The following is a 12,883-nucleotide window of genomic DNA, read 5'->3' on the forward strand; positions in this document are numbered from 1 at the left end:
GATCGGGCGTGCCGTCCGGAAGGGACGGGGTGGGAGCGGCGGCACGGTCGGCGATGGCCGACTCCTCGTTGGCCCCGATTCTGGAAGTGAATGCAGGGCACATAATTTCCGCTTCGGCAGTTCTTTCGTTCCGGAGGTTCATCAATGGACGGCTTCTCCGACCTGGCCTTCTTCGCACTGCTGGTGAAGCAGGGCAGCCTGGCCGCCGCGGCGCAGCAGCTCGGCGTGACGCCGCCGGCGGTGAGCAAGCGGCTCGCGGCGATCGAGCGCCGGCTCGGCGTGCGGCTGCTGCAGCGGACCACGCGCCGCATCGGCCTGACGCCCGAGGGCGAGACCTACCTCGTCGACGGCGCGCGCGTGCTGGAGGACCTCGAGGCGCTGGAGCGCACCGTGGCCGGCAGCCGCGCTGCGCCGAAAGGCCTGCTGCGCGTGGCGGCGAGCTTCGGCTTCGGGCGCAAGCATGTGGCGCCGGCGTTGTCGAAGTTCGCGCGACAGTTTCCGGACGTCGAGGTGCAGCTCGAGTTGACGGATCGTCCGGTCAATCTGATCGAGCAGGGACTGGACCTGGAGGTCCATGTCGGCGAGCCGCCCGACGCGCGGCTCACGGCGCGGCTGCTGGCGCGCAACCGGCGCGTGCTGTGCGCGTCGCCCGCGTACCTGAAGCGTGCCGGCGAGCCCGCCACGCCGCGCGAGCTTGCGCGCCACGCGTGCCTCTTCATCCGCGAGAGCGACGAGACCTTCGGCACCTGGCACTTCCAGCAGGGCACGCGCAAGGAGACGGTGAAGGTACGTGGGCCGCTGGCCGCCAACGACGGGGAGAGCGTGCTCGCCTGGGGACTCGATGGGCACGGCGTGCTGATGCGCTCGTTCTGGGAAGCGGCGCCGATGCTGCGATCGGGGCGCTTGCGACCGGTGCTGGCGGATTGGTCGCTGCCACCGGCGGACATTCACCTGATCTATCCGCCGCGCGCGCAGCTGTCGGCGAAGACGCGAGCGCTGGTCGATTTCCTGCTCGAACGCTTTGAGCCCCAGCGCGAGGGAGATGACGGCGGGTGGTGATCGACGGCCGCTGGCCCTGACCCTCCACCGCTGCGCAAGCCCCTACGTCGTGGGATGCCGGGCTGTTCGGCGCGCGGACAGAATCGCCGCTTGCATGCCGGAGACAGGCGCGAAAAAAGCGCGGCCGGCGTGCGCGGAAGCAGTCGAGGCGGTGCTCCGCATCGCGTCGCCAAGGGAGGATCCCCCATGAAGGCCATCATTGCTGAACTGATCGGCACGTTCTGGCTCGTGCTCGGTGGCTGCGGCAGCGCCGTGCTCGCCGCGGCATTCCCGCAACTGGGCATCGGACTGCTGGGCGTGTCGCTCGCGTTCGGGCTGACGGTGCTGACGATGGCCTTCGCCATCGGACACATCAGCGGCTGCCACCTCAACCCGGCCGTGTCCGTAGGCCTGTGGGCCGGCGGCCGCTTCGAGACGAAACGGCTGCTGCCCTACATCGTGGCGCAGGTCGTCGGCGGCGCGCTGGCGGGCGGCGTGCTCTACCTGATCGCGAGCGGCAAGCCGGGCTTCACCGTCGGCGGCTTCGCGTCGAACGGCTTCGGCGAGCATTCCCCTGGCGGCTACGCGATGGGCGCGGCGCTGCTGTGCGAAGTGGTGATGACGGCGATGTTCCTGTTCATCATCATGGGCGCCACGGACAAGCGCGCGCCGCAAGGTTTCGCGCCGATCGCGATCGGCCTGGCGCTGACGCTGATCCACCTGATCAGCATCCCCGTCACCAACACCTCGGTGAACCCGGCGCGCAGCACGGGCGTGGCGCTCTTCGCGGAGCCGTGGGCCCTGCAGCAGCTCTGGGCCTTCTGGGTCGCGCCGCTCGTCGGCGGCTTGATCGGCGGCGCGGCGTACCGCGCGCTGTCGAGCGACTGAGCAGGCATCGTCCGGCCCCGACGAGGGCGTCGCGCGCCACCGCCGCGCGCACGCCCGGCCGGGGCGATTTGTCCTAGGGCAATCCGTCCTAGGGCAGCTTGTCCTAGGACGATCTGTCCCTTCCGCGAACTGTCCGACTTCGGAACACTTCAGGGCCATGGACACCCTGATCCTGGCGCGCATGCAGTTCGCGCTCAACATCACCTTCCACATCCTGTTCCCGACGATCACGATCGCGCTGGGCTGGGTCGTGCTCTTCATGCTCTGGCGCTGGCGGCGCAGCGGCGAGTCCGCGTGGCTCGCGGCCTACCAGTTCTGGACCAAGGTCTTCGCGCTCAGCTTTGCGCTGGGCGTGGTCAGCGGCGTGACGATGAGCTTCCAGTTCGGCACCAACTGGCCGGGCTTCATGGAGCGCGCCGGCAACATCGCCGGACCGCTGCTCGGCTACGAGGTGCTCACGGCCTTCTTCCTGGAGGCCGGCTTCCTCGGGATCATGCTGTTCGGGCGGGAGCGCGTCAGCCCGCGTGTGCATTTCATCGCGACGGCGACGGTGGCCTTCGGCACGACGCTCAGCGCGTTCTGGATCCTCAGCCTCAACTCGTGGATGCAGACGCCCACGGGCTACGAGATCCGCGACGGCGTCATGCATGCCGTCGACTGGTGGGCGATCGTCTTCAATCCGTCCTTCCCGTACCGGCTCGCCCACAAGCTGCTCGCCTCGGGGCTGACGGTGGCCTTCCTGCTGGCCGGTGTCAGCGCATGGCAGATGCTCAAGGGCAGCGAGAAGGCGGAGACGCGCCGCGTGCTGCGACTCGGGCTGACGCTGGGCGCTGTGCTGATCCCGCTGCAGATCGTCGCGGGCGACCTGCACGGGCTCAACACGCTGAAGCATCAGCCGGCCAAGATCGCGGCGATGGAAGGCGTATGGACCACCGAGCGCGGCGCGCCGCTGTTGCTCTTCGCGCTGCCCGACGAGCAGACGAAGGAGAACCGCTTCGCCATCGGCGTCCCGCGCCTGGCCAGCCTGATCCTCAAGCACGATGCCGAGGGAGAGATCCGCGGGCTCGATGAATTCGCGGGCGCGCACCCGCCGGTCAAGCCGCTGTTCTTCGGCTTCCGCGTGATGGTGGGTGTCGGGTTGCTGATGCTGGTCTTCGCGTGGGGCGGGTGGTGGCTGTACCGGCGCTCGGGCTGGCAGCGTCTGCCGCGCGTCTGGCTGTGGGGACTCTCGTTCATGAGCTTCTCCGGCTGGATCGCGACGGTGGCCGGCTGGTATGTCACCGAGATCGGCCGGCAGCCCTTCATCGTCTACGGCGTGCTGCGGACGCAGGAGGTCGCGGCGCACAACCCGGGGTCGTTGATCGCGGCCTCGCTCGCCGGCTACGCGACGGTCTACCTGGCGCTGCTGATCGCGTACATCGCCGCGATCAAGCGGATGGCGGAGAAGGCCGCGCCAGGCGCCGTTCCCGTCGATCCTGCCCACTCGCCGGGCGGTGTGCCGGTCGGTGCCGTCATCTCGAGGAGCTTCACATGAACGCGTTGGCGACCCTGCCGGCAGGGGAGGGGAGCGTGCTCCCGGTGATCTTCATGGCCCTGATGGGACTCTCGCTGCTGATCTACGTTGTGCTGGACGGCTACGACCTCGGCGTGGGCATGCTCTGCGCGACGGCGAAGGACCTCGATCGCGACCGGATGGTCGCGTCGATCGGGCCCTTCTGGGATGCCAACGAGACCTGGCTGGTGCTGGCCATCGGTCTGCTGCTGATCGCCTTCCCGAAGGCGCAGGGCGTGGTGCTGACGGCGCTCTACGGGCCGGTGGTGCTGATGCTGCTGGGGCTGATCCTGCGCGGCGCGGCCTTCGACTTCCGCGCCAAGGGCGACCCGGCGCACAAGCGGTGGTGGGATGCCGCCTTCGCGGGCGGCTCCTTGCTCGCTTCGCTGGCGCAGGGCTGGATGCTCGGGCGCTACGTGACGGGCTTCGAGGACAGCATCGCCGCGCAGGTCTTCGCCGCGGGCATCGCGATCGCGCTGACGGCCTGCTACGCGCTGCTGGGAGCCGCATGGCTGCTGATCAAGACGGAGGGCGAGCTGCAGCGGCGGGCGATCGATTGGGCGAAGCGCGCCTGGCCGGTGGTCGTGGCGGGATTGCTGGTCGTGTCGATCGCATCGCCGTGGCTGAGCCCCACGGTCCGGGCGCGCTGGTTCGACATGCCGGGCCTGATCGCGCTGGCGCCGCTGCCGCTGGTCGCGCTGCTGGCGCTGGCGGCACTGCGTGGATTGCTCAACTCGCACCGCGTGCTGGGCAAGCTGAGCTGGGCGCCGTTGGCGCTGATGGTGGTCGTGCTGACGCTGAGCTTCTTCGGACTGTCCTACAGCCTCTACCCGTTCGTCGTCATCGACCGGATCACGATCTGGGACGCGGCGGCGGCGGACGAGTCGCTGCGTTTCCTGCTCGTCGGCGCGGCGCTGACGATGCCGGTGATCCTGGCGTATTCGCTGTTCTCTTATCGCGTGTTCCGGGGGAAGGTGCGTGCGCTCGCGTATTGACTGCAACGGCCAAGCGCGGGCTCTCCGCACAGCAGGGGGCATCCCTCCGGGAACCCCCAGCAGTACTCCGGCCCCACGGAGGTTGCTCATGCAACGGGCGGAGCGGGTCTCGCATTGATGCGTGCCACGGTCCCACTGGGGCCGGAGTGATGCTGGGGGTTCCCGGAGGGATGCCCCCTGCGTCGCGGAGAGCCCGCGCTTGGCAATGGCAGTCCTGGAGAGCCCGCGCTTGGCAATGGCAGTCCTGGAGAGCCCGCGCTTGACCAAGGCAGTCCCGGAGAGCCCGCGCCCGGAGATTGCAGTCCAGGAGATGGCAACATGCCGCCTTCCGCTGAGAAGCGAGCAATTCCAAGAACTCCATGGACTTCCCCTCCCTGCTCTCCCTGGCCGAGCTGGCCTGGCCGGTGCTGTTTGAAGGGCACCGGCTACACGCTGCTCTTCGCGGTGATGGCGATGATCTTCGGCCTGCCGCTGGCGGCCGTGATCACGCTGGTGCGGGTGCTGAAGCTGCCGGTGCTGGACCGCGTGATGGCGGTCTATGTGAGCGCGATGCGCGGCACGCCGCTGCTGGTGCAGGTGTTCATCGTCTACTACGGGCTGCCGAGCATCGGCATCGAGTTCTCCCCGCTGGTGGCCGGCGTGCTGACGCTGACGCTCAACGTCGCCGCCTACATGAGCGAGACCCTGCGCGGTTCGATCGGCGCGATCGAGCAGGGCCAGTGGCTGGCGGGCACCTCGCTGGGACTGAGCCGTCACCAGACACTGCGTTTCGTGATCGGCCCGCAGGCGCTGCGCGCCGCCGTGCCGAGCCTGTCGAACAGCCTGATCTCGCTGATCAAGGACACCTCGCTGGTGTCGGTGATCGCCGTGACCGAGCTGATGCTCGCCACCAAGGAGGTCATCTCCACGACCTTCCAGCCGTTTCCGCTCTACATGGCCGCGGCGCTGATCTACTGGGTGCTGAGCTTCGCCTTCGAGCAGGTGCAGAAGTGGATGGAGAAGCGCCTGGCCTATCCGCATTGATCCGGCCGCACGGATCCAGCCGCATTGAATCAGCCGCATTGAATCAGCCGCATCGATCCGGCTGAACCCCTCCCGCCCGCACTGAAGTCCCGCCCTGATGTCCACCTCCGTCGCCGTTTCCCCCTCGCTCCTTTCCGTCCATCTGCGACTGGTCGGCATGGCCGTGCTCTGGGGCGCCTCCTGGCCCATGGGCCGCGTGCTGGCGCAGACGATGCCCCCGCTGGCCGCGGCGGCTTGCCGCTTCCTCTTCGCGGGCGCGATCCTGATGCTGTGGCTCGCGCGCTCCGGCCGGCTCGCGACGCTGCGGGACTGGAGCGTCCAACGCTGGGCCGGCATGGTGCTGGCCGCGAGCTTCGGCGTCTTCGGCTACGCGACGTTTTTCATGAGCGGGCTGCGGCACGTGCCCGCCGGCAAGGGCGCGCTGGTGATCACGCTGAACCCGGTGATCACGCTGCTGCTGGCGGCGTGGATCTTCCACGAGCGCCTGAACGCGCGGATCGGTCTGGGCATGGCGATGGCCGCGGTCGGCGCCGCCATCGTGATCACGAAGGGCGAACCCTGGCACGTGTTCGATGGCCGCGTCGGCATCGGTGAAGTGCTGCTGCTGGGCTGCGTCGCGTGCTGGGTCGCCTACACGCTGATCGGTCGCAAGGTGATGGTCGGCGTCGATGCGCTGACGACCACCGCCGTCACGGCGGCGATCGGCGCGTTGATGCTGCTGGCGTTGACGCTCGTGGTTGACGGCACGGCCGGCGTGGCTGGCGTGCTGGACGCGCCGCGCAACGCGTGGCTGTGCATGGCCGGGATCGTCGTCGGCTCGACGGCGCTGGCCTACGCCTGGTACTTCGACGGCGTGAAGGCGCTGGGCGCCGGCGCGGCGGCCGGCTACATCACGCTGGTGCCGGTGTTCGGCGTCGTGTTCGCGGCGCTGGGGCTGGGCGAGGTCATCGACGCGTCGCTGCTCGTCGGCGGCACGATGGCCATCGCGGGCACGGCGTTGATGAACCTCGGCCGGCGCTGAGGCTTACTTCCGGCCCGCCCCCACCAGCACGATGCCGCCCACCGCGATGGCGGCGATGCCGGCCCACAGCGGCACGTTGACGCGCTTGGTCTCCTCGACCTTGAGCTCGAGCGGGCCGAGCTTGGCGGCGGTGTTTTCCTTGGTGTACGAGAACCCGCCGTAGACCAGGCCCAGCACGCCCGCGACGATCAGGATCACGGCGATCAATCGAATGCCACCCATGACGTCCTCCAGTGTTTGCGATGTGATGTTGAGATGAACGCGCCCCGGCCGTCGCCTCGCATGTCGTACGGCGTCGGGGTGGCTCGATTGAAGCGCTTCGCGATGCGGACGCACGTAGGACGGCGCCGCATCCGCGTGTCGGGCGGCTCCGTCGACGCGCTGGCCCGCCGATGCCTTCGCGGACCGGCCGGCGGCGGTGAGAATGCGCCGATGCGTGTCCTTCGAGTCCTCGCCGTCACGCGGCGTCATCCGTCCGCGATCCTGCTGATCGTGCAACTGCTCGGGCTGGTGCTGTATCCCCTGCTGGAGGCGAGCCGATCGGCGCCGCTGGCGCTGGGCGCCTTCGGCATCGTCGTCCTGATCTTCACGACGCGCATGGTGCGCAGCACGCCGGGGCTGACCTGGCTGAGCGTGACGATCGCGCTGCCGGCGATCGCGCTGCTGCTGCTGCAGGCGTTCTGGCACATGGAGCAGCTGCTGCCGTGGTCCTCGGGCTGGAGGCGCTGTTCTACTTCTACGCCGCCGGGAGCCTGATCTCCTACATGATGAGCGACTGGCACGCGACGACCGATGAGCTCTTCGCCGCCGGCGCGACCTTTACGCTGCTGGCCTGGGGCTTCGCGCATGTGTTCGTCGTCGTGCAGGCGCTGCATCCGGGCAGCTTCGCGGCGGCGGTGGATCCGCAGCTGCCGCGCACCTGGACCGAGCTGATGTTCCTCAGCTTCGCGCTGCTGTCGAGCACCGGCATCGGCGACGTGATCCCGGTGAAGCCGCTGGCGCGCGCCGTCACGACGGTCGAGATGTTCGTCGGCGTCATGTACTTGGCGGCGGTCGTGTCGCGGTTGATCGGACTGACCTTGATCCAGCACCGGAAGCTGTCGGATCTGGATTGAGACCCCGCCGTGCCGCGGCACGGCGCGCCGCTGGTCGGCGACGCGACGCGCTGAACGCGTCGCCTACGGCTTCTTCGGCGGATCGTCGCGCTGCAACAGCTTGTCGACGCCGGTGGTGTCGGCGGCGCGCGCGGTCAGGTCCTTCGCCCAGGCGAAGCCCTTCTTCGCCGCGCCCATCGCCTGGTTGGCGGCCTCGGCGGTGGTGTTGCGGACCTGCTCGGCGGACGGCAGACGCTCCTGCGTCCAGGTGGCCGCCTTCTTCGCGACATCGGCGGCCTGGGCCACGGTGCTCTCCGCCTGCGCGCGGACCTGGTCGACCGAGGGCAGCTGCTGCTGCGTCCAGTCCGCCGTCTTGCGCGCGGCGTCCCAGGCCTGCGTGGCGGCGGTGGCCGTCGTGACGAGGACCTGATCGGCGCTCGGCAGACGCTGCTGCGTCCAGTCGGCGGTATCGACCAGCACCGTGCGTACCTGTCCGGCGGCGGCGCCGGCCAGCGTCACCGTCTGGTTCCAGCGCTTGGAGAGCTCGCCCGGCGGCGCGGTCGCGAGCAGGCGCACGACGGTGTCGAGCGACTGGGTCTCCTCCGGTGTCAGCGGCCCGCCGGCTTCGAGCATCCCGCGCATGAAGACGCCGAGGTCCTTGGCGATCGCGGCGTGGTTGCAGTCGGGGTTGAGGTGGAGGAAGCCGGCGCCTTCGACGGCCATCGCCTCGAGCTCGCTGCCGCCGAGTCGTGCTTCGACCGCGGCGACGGACTGCTCGACGAAGGCGCGATTCAAGCCCCAGTCGGCGATCAGGTGGTCGATGAGGTACTGGCGCTCGGCGGGCTCGACGGCGCCATCGACGGCGGCCAGGCGCAGCGACAGCGGCGCGATGAGGTCGAACAGCGCGAGGCCCAGCGTGTCCAGCGGCGTGTTGAGGTACTTGGGGATCTCGATGACGCGCTCGCCCTTGGTCGAGCTGAGCAGGCGGTACATGCCGTAGCAGGCGCCGCCCGACGCGAGTGCGGCGAAGGCGACCCAGCCGATCGGCGTGGCCGACGCGCCGAGCAGCGACGCGACCATGCCCGTCTTCGCGACCGCCGCGCCCGCGCCTGCGGCGCCCAGGACGTCCCACACCTCGCGACCGCGGTTGATCATGCGCAGCGAGGCGTAGGCCGCCTCGCCGATGGCGAGCTTGGCCTTGAAGCGCAAGGGATCGGCGACGACCTGGTCGACACCCTTGAGCTCGGGCGGGGGCAGCAGCAGAGGCGCGGGGGCAGGCATCGTGGAAGACTCCGGTCGGATGGGGGGGAGTCTAGCGAAGTGGCATGACTCCCTTGCGCCGGCGCCCCTCGAGCCTACTTCTTCACGTAGGCGTCGATCGCCTTGCGCGCCAGGAACGACTGGTCGCTGAACAGGCCGTCCATGCCGATCTTCAGGAACGCCTCGATCTGGCCGGCGAGGTTGCCGATCGCCGTCGGATCGGCGCTGCTGTCGAAGTCGTCGGGCAGGAAGACGTTCTCCGCGCGGAAGGTCCAGCCGTGCACGATCAGGCCGGCCGCATGCGCGTCCTTCACCAGCGTCGTCGGCGTGCCCAGGCGGCCGGCGACCAGCGGGATCATCAGGTTCGTGTTCGCGCCGATGCCTTGGGCGTAGCTCGCGATCTCTGCCAGGCCGGCCGGCTGGGCGAGGTCCGCGTAGGTGCGCGTGTCGCCGCTCAGCGTGAAGTCGTAGGGCCGGCCCGAGCCGTTGAGCAGCTGCACCAGCGGCACGCGCGTCATGCGGTTGAGCTTGCGCAGGTTGCCGACCTCGAAGGACTGGATGAAGACCGCCGAGTCCGGGCTGCGGTAGCCATACTTGTTGAGCAGGCGCACCAGCGGCTCCTCCAGCGGCTTGCCGATGCCGGCGAAGTAGGTCGGGTGCTTGGTCTCCGGATACACGCCGATCGGCTTGACCTTCTGGCCGTGACCGTGGCCATGGCGGCCGGCCTTGCCGTCCTCTTCCCTGCGGCGCTCGTTGGCCTGCTGGACCAGCTGCAGCACCTCCTCGAAGGTGGGCACCTCGAACATGTCGTTGAAGCGCGTGTTGGCCGGGCGGATCTGCGGGATGCGCTCGCGGGCGCGCAGCGTCTTGAGCTCGGCCAGCGTGAAGTCCTCGGTGAACCAGCCGGTGATCGCGACGCCGTCGATGGACTTCGTCGCCTTGCGGGACGCGAACTCGGGACGCTCGGCGACGTCGGTCGTCGCTTCGCGCACCGAGCCGTCGGGATTCAGGATCGCGATGGCGTTCTCGTGGCGGGCGACCAGCACGCCATCCTTCGTCAGCACGAGGTCGGGCTCGACGTAGTCGGCGCCTTGCTCGATCGCCAGCCAGTAGGCGGCGAGCGTGTGTTCGGGCACGTAGCCGCTGGCGCCGCGGTGCGCGATCAGCAGCGGCTCCTTGGCGCGCGGGGGCTGTTGGCCGCCGTGGGCGCAGGCGGCCGTCGCCAGCGAGGCGGCGAAGAGGGTGGCGAGGACAGCAGTGCGAAGCAACTTCATCGGATGTCTCCTTCGGTCGATCGTCGAATGGACGGGGCGCCGGCAGCGTAGGTCCCCGCCGATAAAGTTTTGATGATCCGCCCTGGGGAGCGAGTCCCTTGAAACAGGTCTTACACACCGCCGAAAGGGCGATGAGGACGACGGACTCAGGACGCGAGGGGCAGGACCTCGTCGCCCTCGCCGGCACGGCAATCGGCCGGCAGCGGGTCCCAGCCGCGGCGGACGACCATGGTCGAACCCGTCGCGCAGAACTCGACGCGTTGCGCGTCGGGAACGAGCCGGTGCGCGAAGGCTTCGAGCGCCGCCGGTGTCGAGACCTTCAGCCGCATCGCGTAGAGGTCGTCGATCGGGTGGTCGTCGCTGTGGATCAGCGGCACGAACTGGGCCGCGAACATGATGGCGTGAGACGGCACGACGACCGGCAAGGGGTCGTAGCCGAGCCCCTTCAACCAGCGCTGTGCCTGCTGACGTGTCGGCGCGCCGCCCTCGACAGGCGGAGCGCCGTCGAGGCGCGCCGGCGCTTCGTCGTCGCGGGGCGCCCAGGCGAAGCCCATGAGCTCCGCCACCCATTGGTTGCAGTTCTGGTACTGCGTGCTGAAGGCGTAGGCGCTGGCGCTGTAGCGCGGCGACAGCAGTGCGAGCGCGAGCCGGTTGTCCAGCGCGCGGGCGGCGAGGCGGGCGCCGTCGCGCTCGGGCAGCGTCACGATGGAGAGTCGGATCGGCTCGGTGCGTCCCGCGCTCAGCAGGAAGCCGGCAAGGCCCTGATCGTAGAGCTTGGCCTGGGATTCGTCGCAGGCGTAGTAGAGCTGCCGCACCGACCACGGGCTGTTGCGGCTGTCCCTCAGCGCGATGCCGCTGTGCGAGTACTGCAGGTGGAAGCGGCTCAGGTCCGTGCCGGAGCGAGAGACCAGCGCGGCGGAGGCGCCGCTCGCCTCCAGCGCGCGCCGTGCGATCGCGACGACCTGGAGCTGGCGGTCCTGCTCGGTGGCGCTGACTTCGCCGCCGCGGTCGCAGAAGGTGGCAGCTTGCGACGCCGACGCCGCAGCGAGCGCAGTCATCGCGATCACCGTTGACGCGAGGCCGCGAAGCACCGGGACGATGCCGGTGCCGCTCAGCGTGCGACGACTTGCCGCGCGGGCCCGCGTACCGGGCCCGGCGGGAATCACAGCGTCACCGGATGCGATTCGAGCTCACGGTGCCAGTCGTCGTGCAGCGCGAGCAGGAAGGCCTGCTTGTTCTCAGCACGGGCGAACTCGTAGCCGTAGTCGCGCTTGTGCGCCAGCACGTGGTCGCCGACGCGCAGCGGCTGGCCGGCGACCGCCTGCTTGGGGACGTAGAGGAAGAACTCGGTGCCGCCCTCGGCGCGGACCGGCTGCAGGCGCAGGCGCTGCGTGTCGGCGCGGCCGGCGGCGTCCTCGACGGCGAGGACCTTGTACTCACCCTCCGCGACCTTGCGGTCCTTGCTGGAGCTGTCGCTGGACTGGCCGATCGAGTCGGACAGCTGGCGCGAGGACACCGAGCCCGCGCTCGAGGCGGAGGTGACGATGCTGTCGGCGTGGGCCGGCAGGGCCGCAAGGCCCGCAAGCGAGGCAATGGCCGCAGCGACAGCGGAAACGAAGGAGAAGGGGGAAGAACTGTGGCGCATAAAACCGTCCATGTGCAGGTCAGTCCGGCCGCGGAACGGCGGCCGGACGGCGCAAGCATAGGGGATGCAATGACACGTTCAGGTGTCGGTGTGTGCGCAGGTCGCGAAGGTCTCGCGAACGCCCTTGATCTGTTCGTTCATCACTTTTTGATCGACCGGCTTCTGCAACTCGTAATCGGCGTGAACTCGCCGGTCGCGTTGCGCCCTCATCAGAAGGGCGAGCGCCCGAGAGCGTTTGGCGATCCTTGCATCGCACAGGGGGTCAGGATCCCTGAGACAGTTGATCAACCACACATGAACGCTCCCGGATTTCGGCGGTTCTGGACGGTTCGGAAGAAGACTGACCCATGCCAGGCACCAGTGGTATGCAGCGTAGTACGCGCGGGACACTGCGGATCGGCGCCGAGCCTCCGACGTGAATCCGTTGGCAAGCGCCTCTGCGTCCTTGAGGAGTTCTTTGGCAGCGATGGACTTCATGGTGAGTTACTCCTCGTCTCCATCGTCATTGTCCCCGTCGAGATCTGGATGAGGACAAGCGCCCCAGTCCTTGGGTTGACAAGGGTGGATGGACCTGAAGCCCACCAGGAATCCGCCGCTGCGACGGTGACAATGCACGAGGTTCATCCGTAGTTCGTCCTCGAGCTCGTAGGTGCGATCGTCGTCCGTGTCGACACTCAGTGTCACGCGCGCAAATTGGAAACCGTCCTCCGCCAGGCAATGGCTGATGTCCACAGGCCCCCGGCACAAGCGCACCGAGTTGTTCGCCAGCACGCCGAGGGCCAGCCTGACCTCGAGGTAGGCGTCGACGCATGTCTCCCTGTTCTCCTCGAACAGCCGGCAGAGCACCTCCCGGACCTCCTCCCAGTCGATGTGCCTGAAAACCGGGGCGGGGATCTGGCCAATCACATAGGGATTGGTCTTCTCCGGATACCGCAGCAGGTGGAGCAGCGCATCCACACCTTCAGTCCAAGCGGGCGCCGATATTTCCTTCTGCAACGCCATCGGTACTTCGATCGGAGCCTGTTCTGGCGTTTCCAATTCCTTCAACACTGCGCTCATCCCGCTCATCCTTTCAAGCTGCGAAGTCATCGCC

General features: G+C 68.8%; 15 protein-coding genes. 8 read left to right on the forward strand and 7 right to left on the reverse strand.

Features of this window, described 5'->3' with window-relative positions; genetic code table 11:
• Positions 1 to 144 precede the first annotated feature (144 nt).
• The 6 genes from ACFJIX_RS13520 to ACFJIX_RS13545 all read left to right on the forward strand — a co-directional run bounded on the left by ACFJIX_RS13520 (position 145) and on the right by ACFJIX_RS13545 (position 6,517).
• A complete protein-coding gene (locus ACFJIX_RS13520) occupies positions 145 to 1,059 on the forward strand; it encodes a LysR family transcriptional regulator (RefSeq protein WP_377160810.1) in 915 nt (304 codons plus the stop codon).
• 186 nt (positions 1,060 to 1,245) lie between these two features.
• Entirely contained in the window at positions 1,246 to 1,926 is a 681-nt protein-coding gene (aqpZ, locus tag ACFJIX_RS13525) for an aquaporin Z (RefSeq protein ID WP_377160812.1), read from the forward strand.
• A gap of 157 nt (positions 1,927 to 2,083) precedes the next feature.
• Complete coding sequence (locus ACFJIX_RS13530; protein ID WP_377160814.1) at positions 2,084 to 3,460, forward strand: cytochrome ubiquinol oxidase subunit I; 1,377 nt, start codon at positions 2,084 to 2,086, stop codon at positions 3,458 to 3,460.
• The gene (locus ACFJIX_RS13535; protein WP_377160817.1) at positions 3,457 to 4,473 is read left to right on the forward strand and encodes a cytochrome d ubiquinol oxidase subunit II; all 1,017 of its coding nucleotides are present in this window, start codon (positions 3,457 to 3,459) and stop codon (positions 4,471 to 4,473) included. Before ACFJIX_RS13530 ends, ACFJIX_RS13535 begins: the two co-directional genes overlap by 4 nt.
• Positions 4,474 to 4,920: 447 nt before the next feature.
• The gene (locus ACFJIX_RS13540) at positions 4,921 to 5,496 is read left to right on the forward strand and encodes an amino acid ABC transporter permease (RefSeq protein WP_377161770.1); all 576 of its coding nucleotides are present in this window, start codon (positions 4,921 to 4,923) and stop codon (positions 5,494 to 5,496) included.
• Positions 5,497 to 5,593: 97 nt separating this feature from the next.
• On the forward strand, positions 5,594 to 6,517 hold the full coding sequence (locus ACFJIX_RS13545; RefSeq protein ID WP_377160820.1) for a DMT family transporter: 924 nt from the start codon (positions 5,594 to 5,596) through the stop codon (positions 6,515 to 6,517).
• 3 nt (positions 6,518 to 6,520) lie between these two features.
• On the opposite strand, the gene ACFJIX_RS13550 is transcribed toward ACFJIX_RS13545, so the two are convergent.
• On the reverse strand, positions 6,521 to 6,739 hold the full coding sequence (locus ACFJIX_RS13550; protein ID WP_377160823.1) for a hypothetical protein: 219 nt from the start codon (positions 6,737 to 6,739) through the stop codon (positions 6,521 to 6,523).
• A 102-nt stretch (positions 6,740 to 6,841) separates the two neighbouring features.
• Here ACFJIX_RS13550 and ACFJIX_RS13555 point away from each other — a divergent pair, with 102 nt between their 5' ends.
• Together ACFJIX_RS13555 and ACFJIX_RS13560 are read left to right on the forward strand one after the other, a co-directional pair.
• Positions 6,842 to 7,273, forward strand: a complete 432-nt coding sequence (locus ACFJIX_RS13555; protein ID WP_377160825.1) for a hypothetical protein — start codon at positions 6,842 to 6,844, stop codon at positions 7,271 to 7,273.
• Positions 7,222 to 7,632: an ion channel gene (locus tag ACFJIX_RS13560; protein WP_377160827.1), complete on the forward strand. Its 411-nt coding sequence runs from the start codon at positions 7,222 to 7,224 to the stop codon at positions 7,630 to 7,632. The genes ACFJIX_RS13555 and ACFJIX_RS13560 overlap by 52 nt, the downstream gene beginning before the upstream one ends.
• A gap of 63 nt (positions 7,633 to 7,695) precedes the next feature.
• Here ACFJIX_RS13560 and ACFJIX_RS13565 read toward each other — a convergent pair whose 3' ends face one another.
• From ACFJIX_RS13565 to ACFJIX_RS13590, 6 genes are all read right to left on the reverse strand, one after another.
• Complete coding sequence (locus tag ACFJIX_RS13565; RefSeq protein WP_377160829.1) at positions 7,696 to 8,892, reverse strand: hypothetical protein; 1,197 nt, start codon at positions 8,890 to 8,892, stop codon at positions 7,696 to 7,698.
• Between the two features lie 74 nt (positions 8,893 to 8,966).
• A complete protein-coding gene (locus ACFJIX_RS13570; protein ID WP_377160831.1) occupies positions 8,967 to 10,145 on the reverse strand; it encodes a glycerophosphodiester phosphodiesterase in 1,179 nt (392 codons plus the stop codon).
• 146 nt (positions 10,146 to 10,291) lie between these two features.
• On the reverse strand, positions 10,292 to 11,203 hold the full coding sequence (locus tag ACFJIX_RS13575; protein ID WP_377160834.1) for a DUF2145 domain-containing protein: 912 nt from the start codon (positions 11,201 to 11,203) through the stop codon (positions 10,292 to 10,294).
• Between the two features lie 104 nt (positions 11,204 to 11,307).
• Positions 11,308 to 11,790 (reverse strand): hypothetical protein, encoded by a 483-nt coding sequence (locus tag ACFJIX_RS13580; protein ID WP_377160837.1) that lies wholly within the window; start codon positions 11,788 to 11,790, stop codon positions 11,308 to 11,310.
• A 78-nt stretch (positions 11,791 to 11,868) separates the two neighbouring features.
• Complete coding sequence (locus ACFJIX_RS13585; protein WP_377160839.1) at positions 11,869 to 12,267, reverse strand: hypothetical protein; 399 nt, start codon at positions 12,265 to 12,267, stop codon at positions 11,869 to 11,871.
• A 6-nt stretch (positions 12,268 to 12,273) separates the two neighbouring features.
• Entirely contained in the window at positions 12,274 to 12,849 is a 576-nt protein-coding gene (locus ACFJIX_RS13590; protein WP_377160842.1) for a hypothetical protein, read from the reverse strand.
• Between the last annotated feature and the right edge of the window lie 34 nt (positions 12,850 to 12,883).

The organism is Roseateles sp. UC29_93 (genome assembly GCF_042695725.1).
Lineage (GTDB): Bacteria > Pseudomonadota > Gammaproteobacteria > Burkholderiales > Burkholderiaceae_C > Roseateles > Roseateles noduli_A.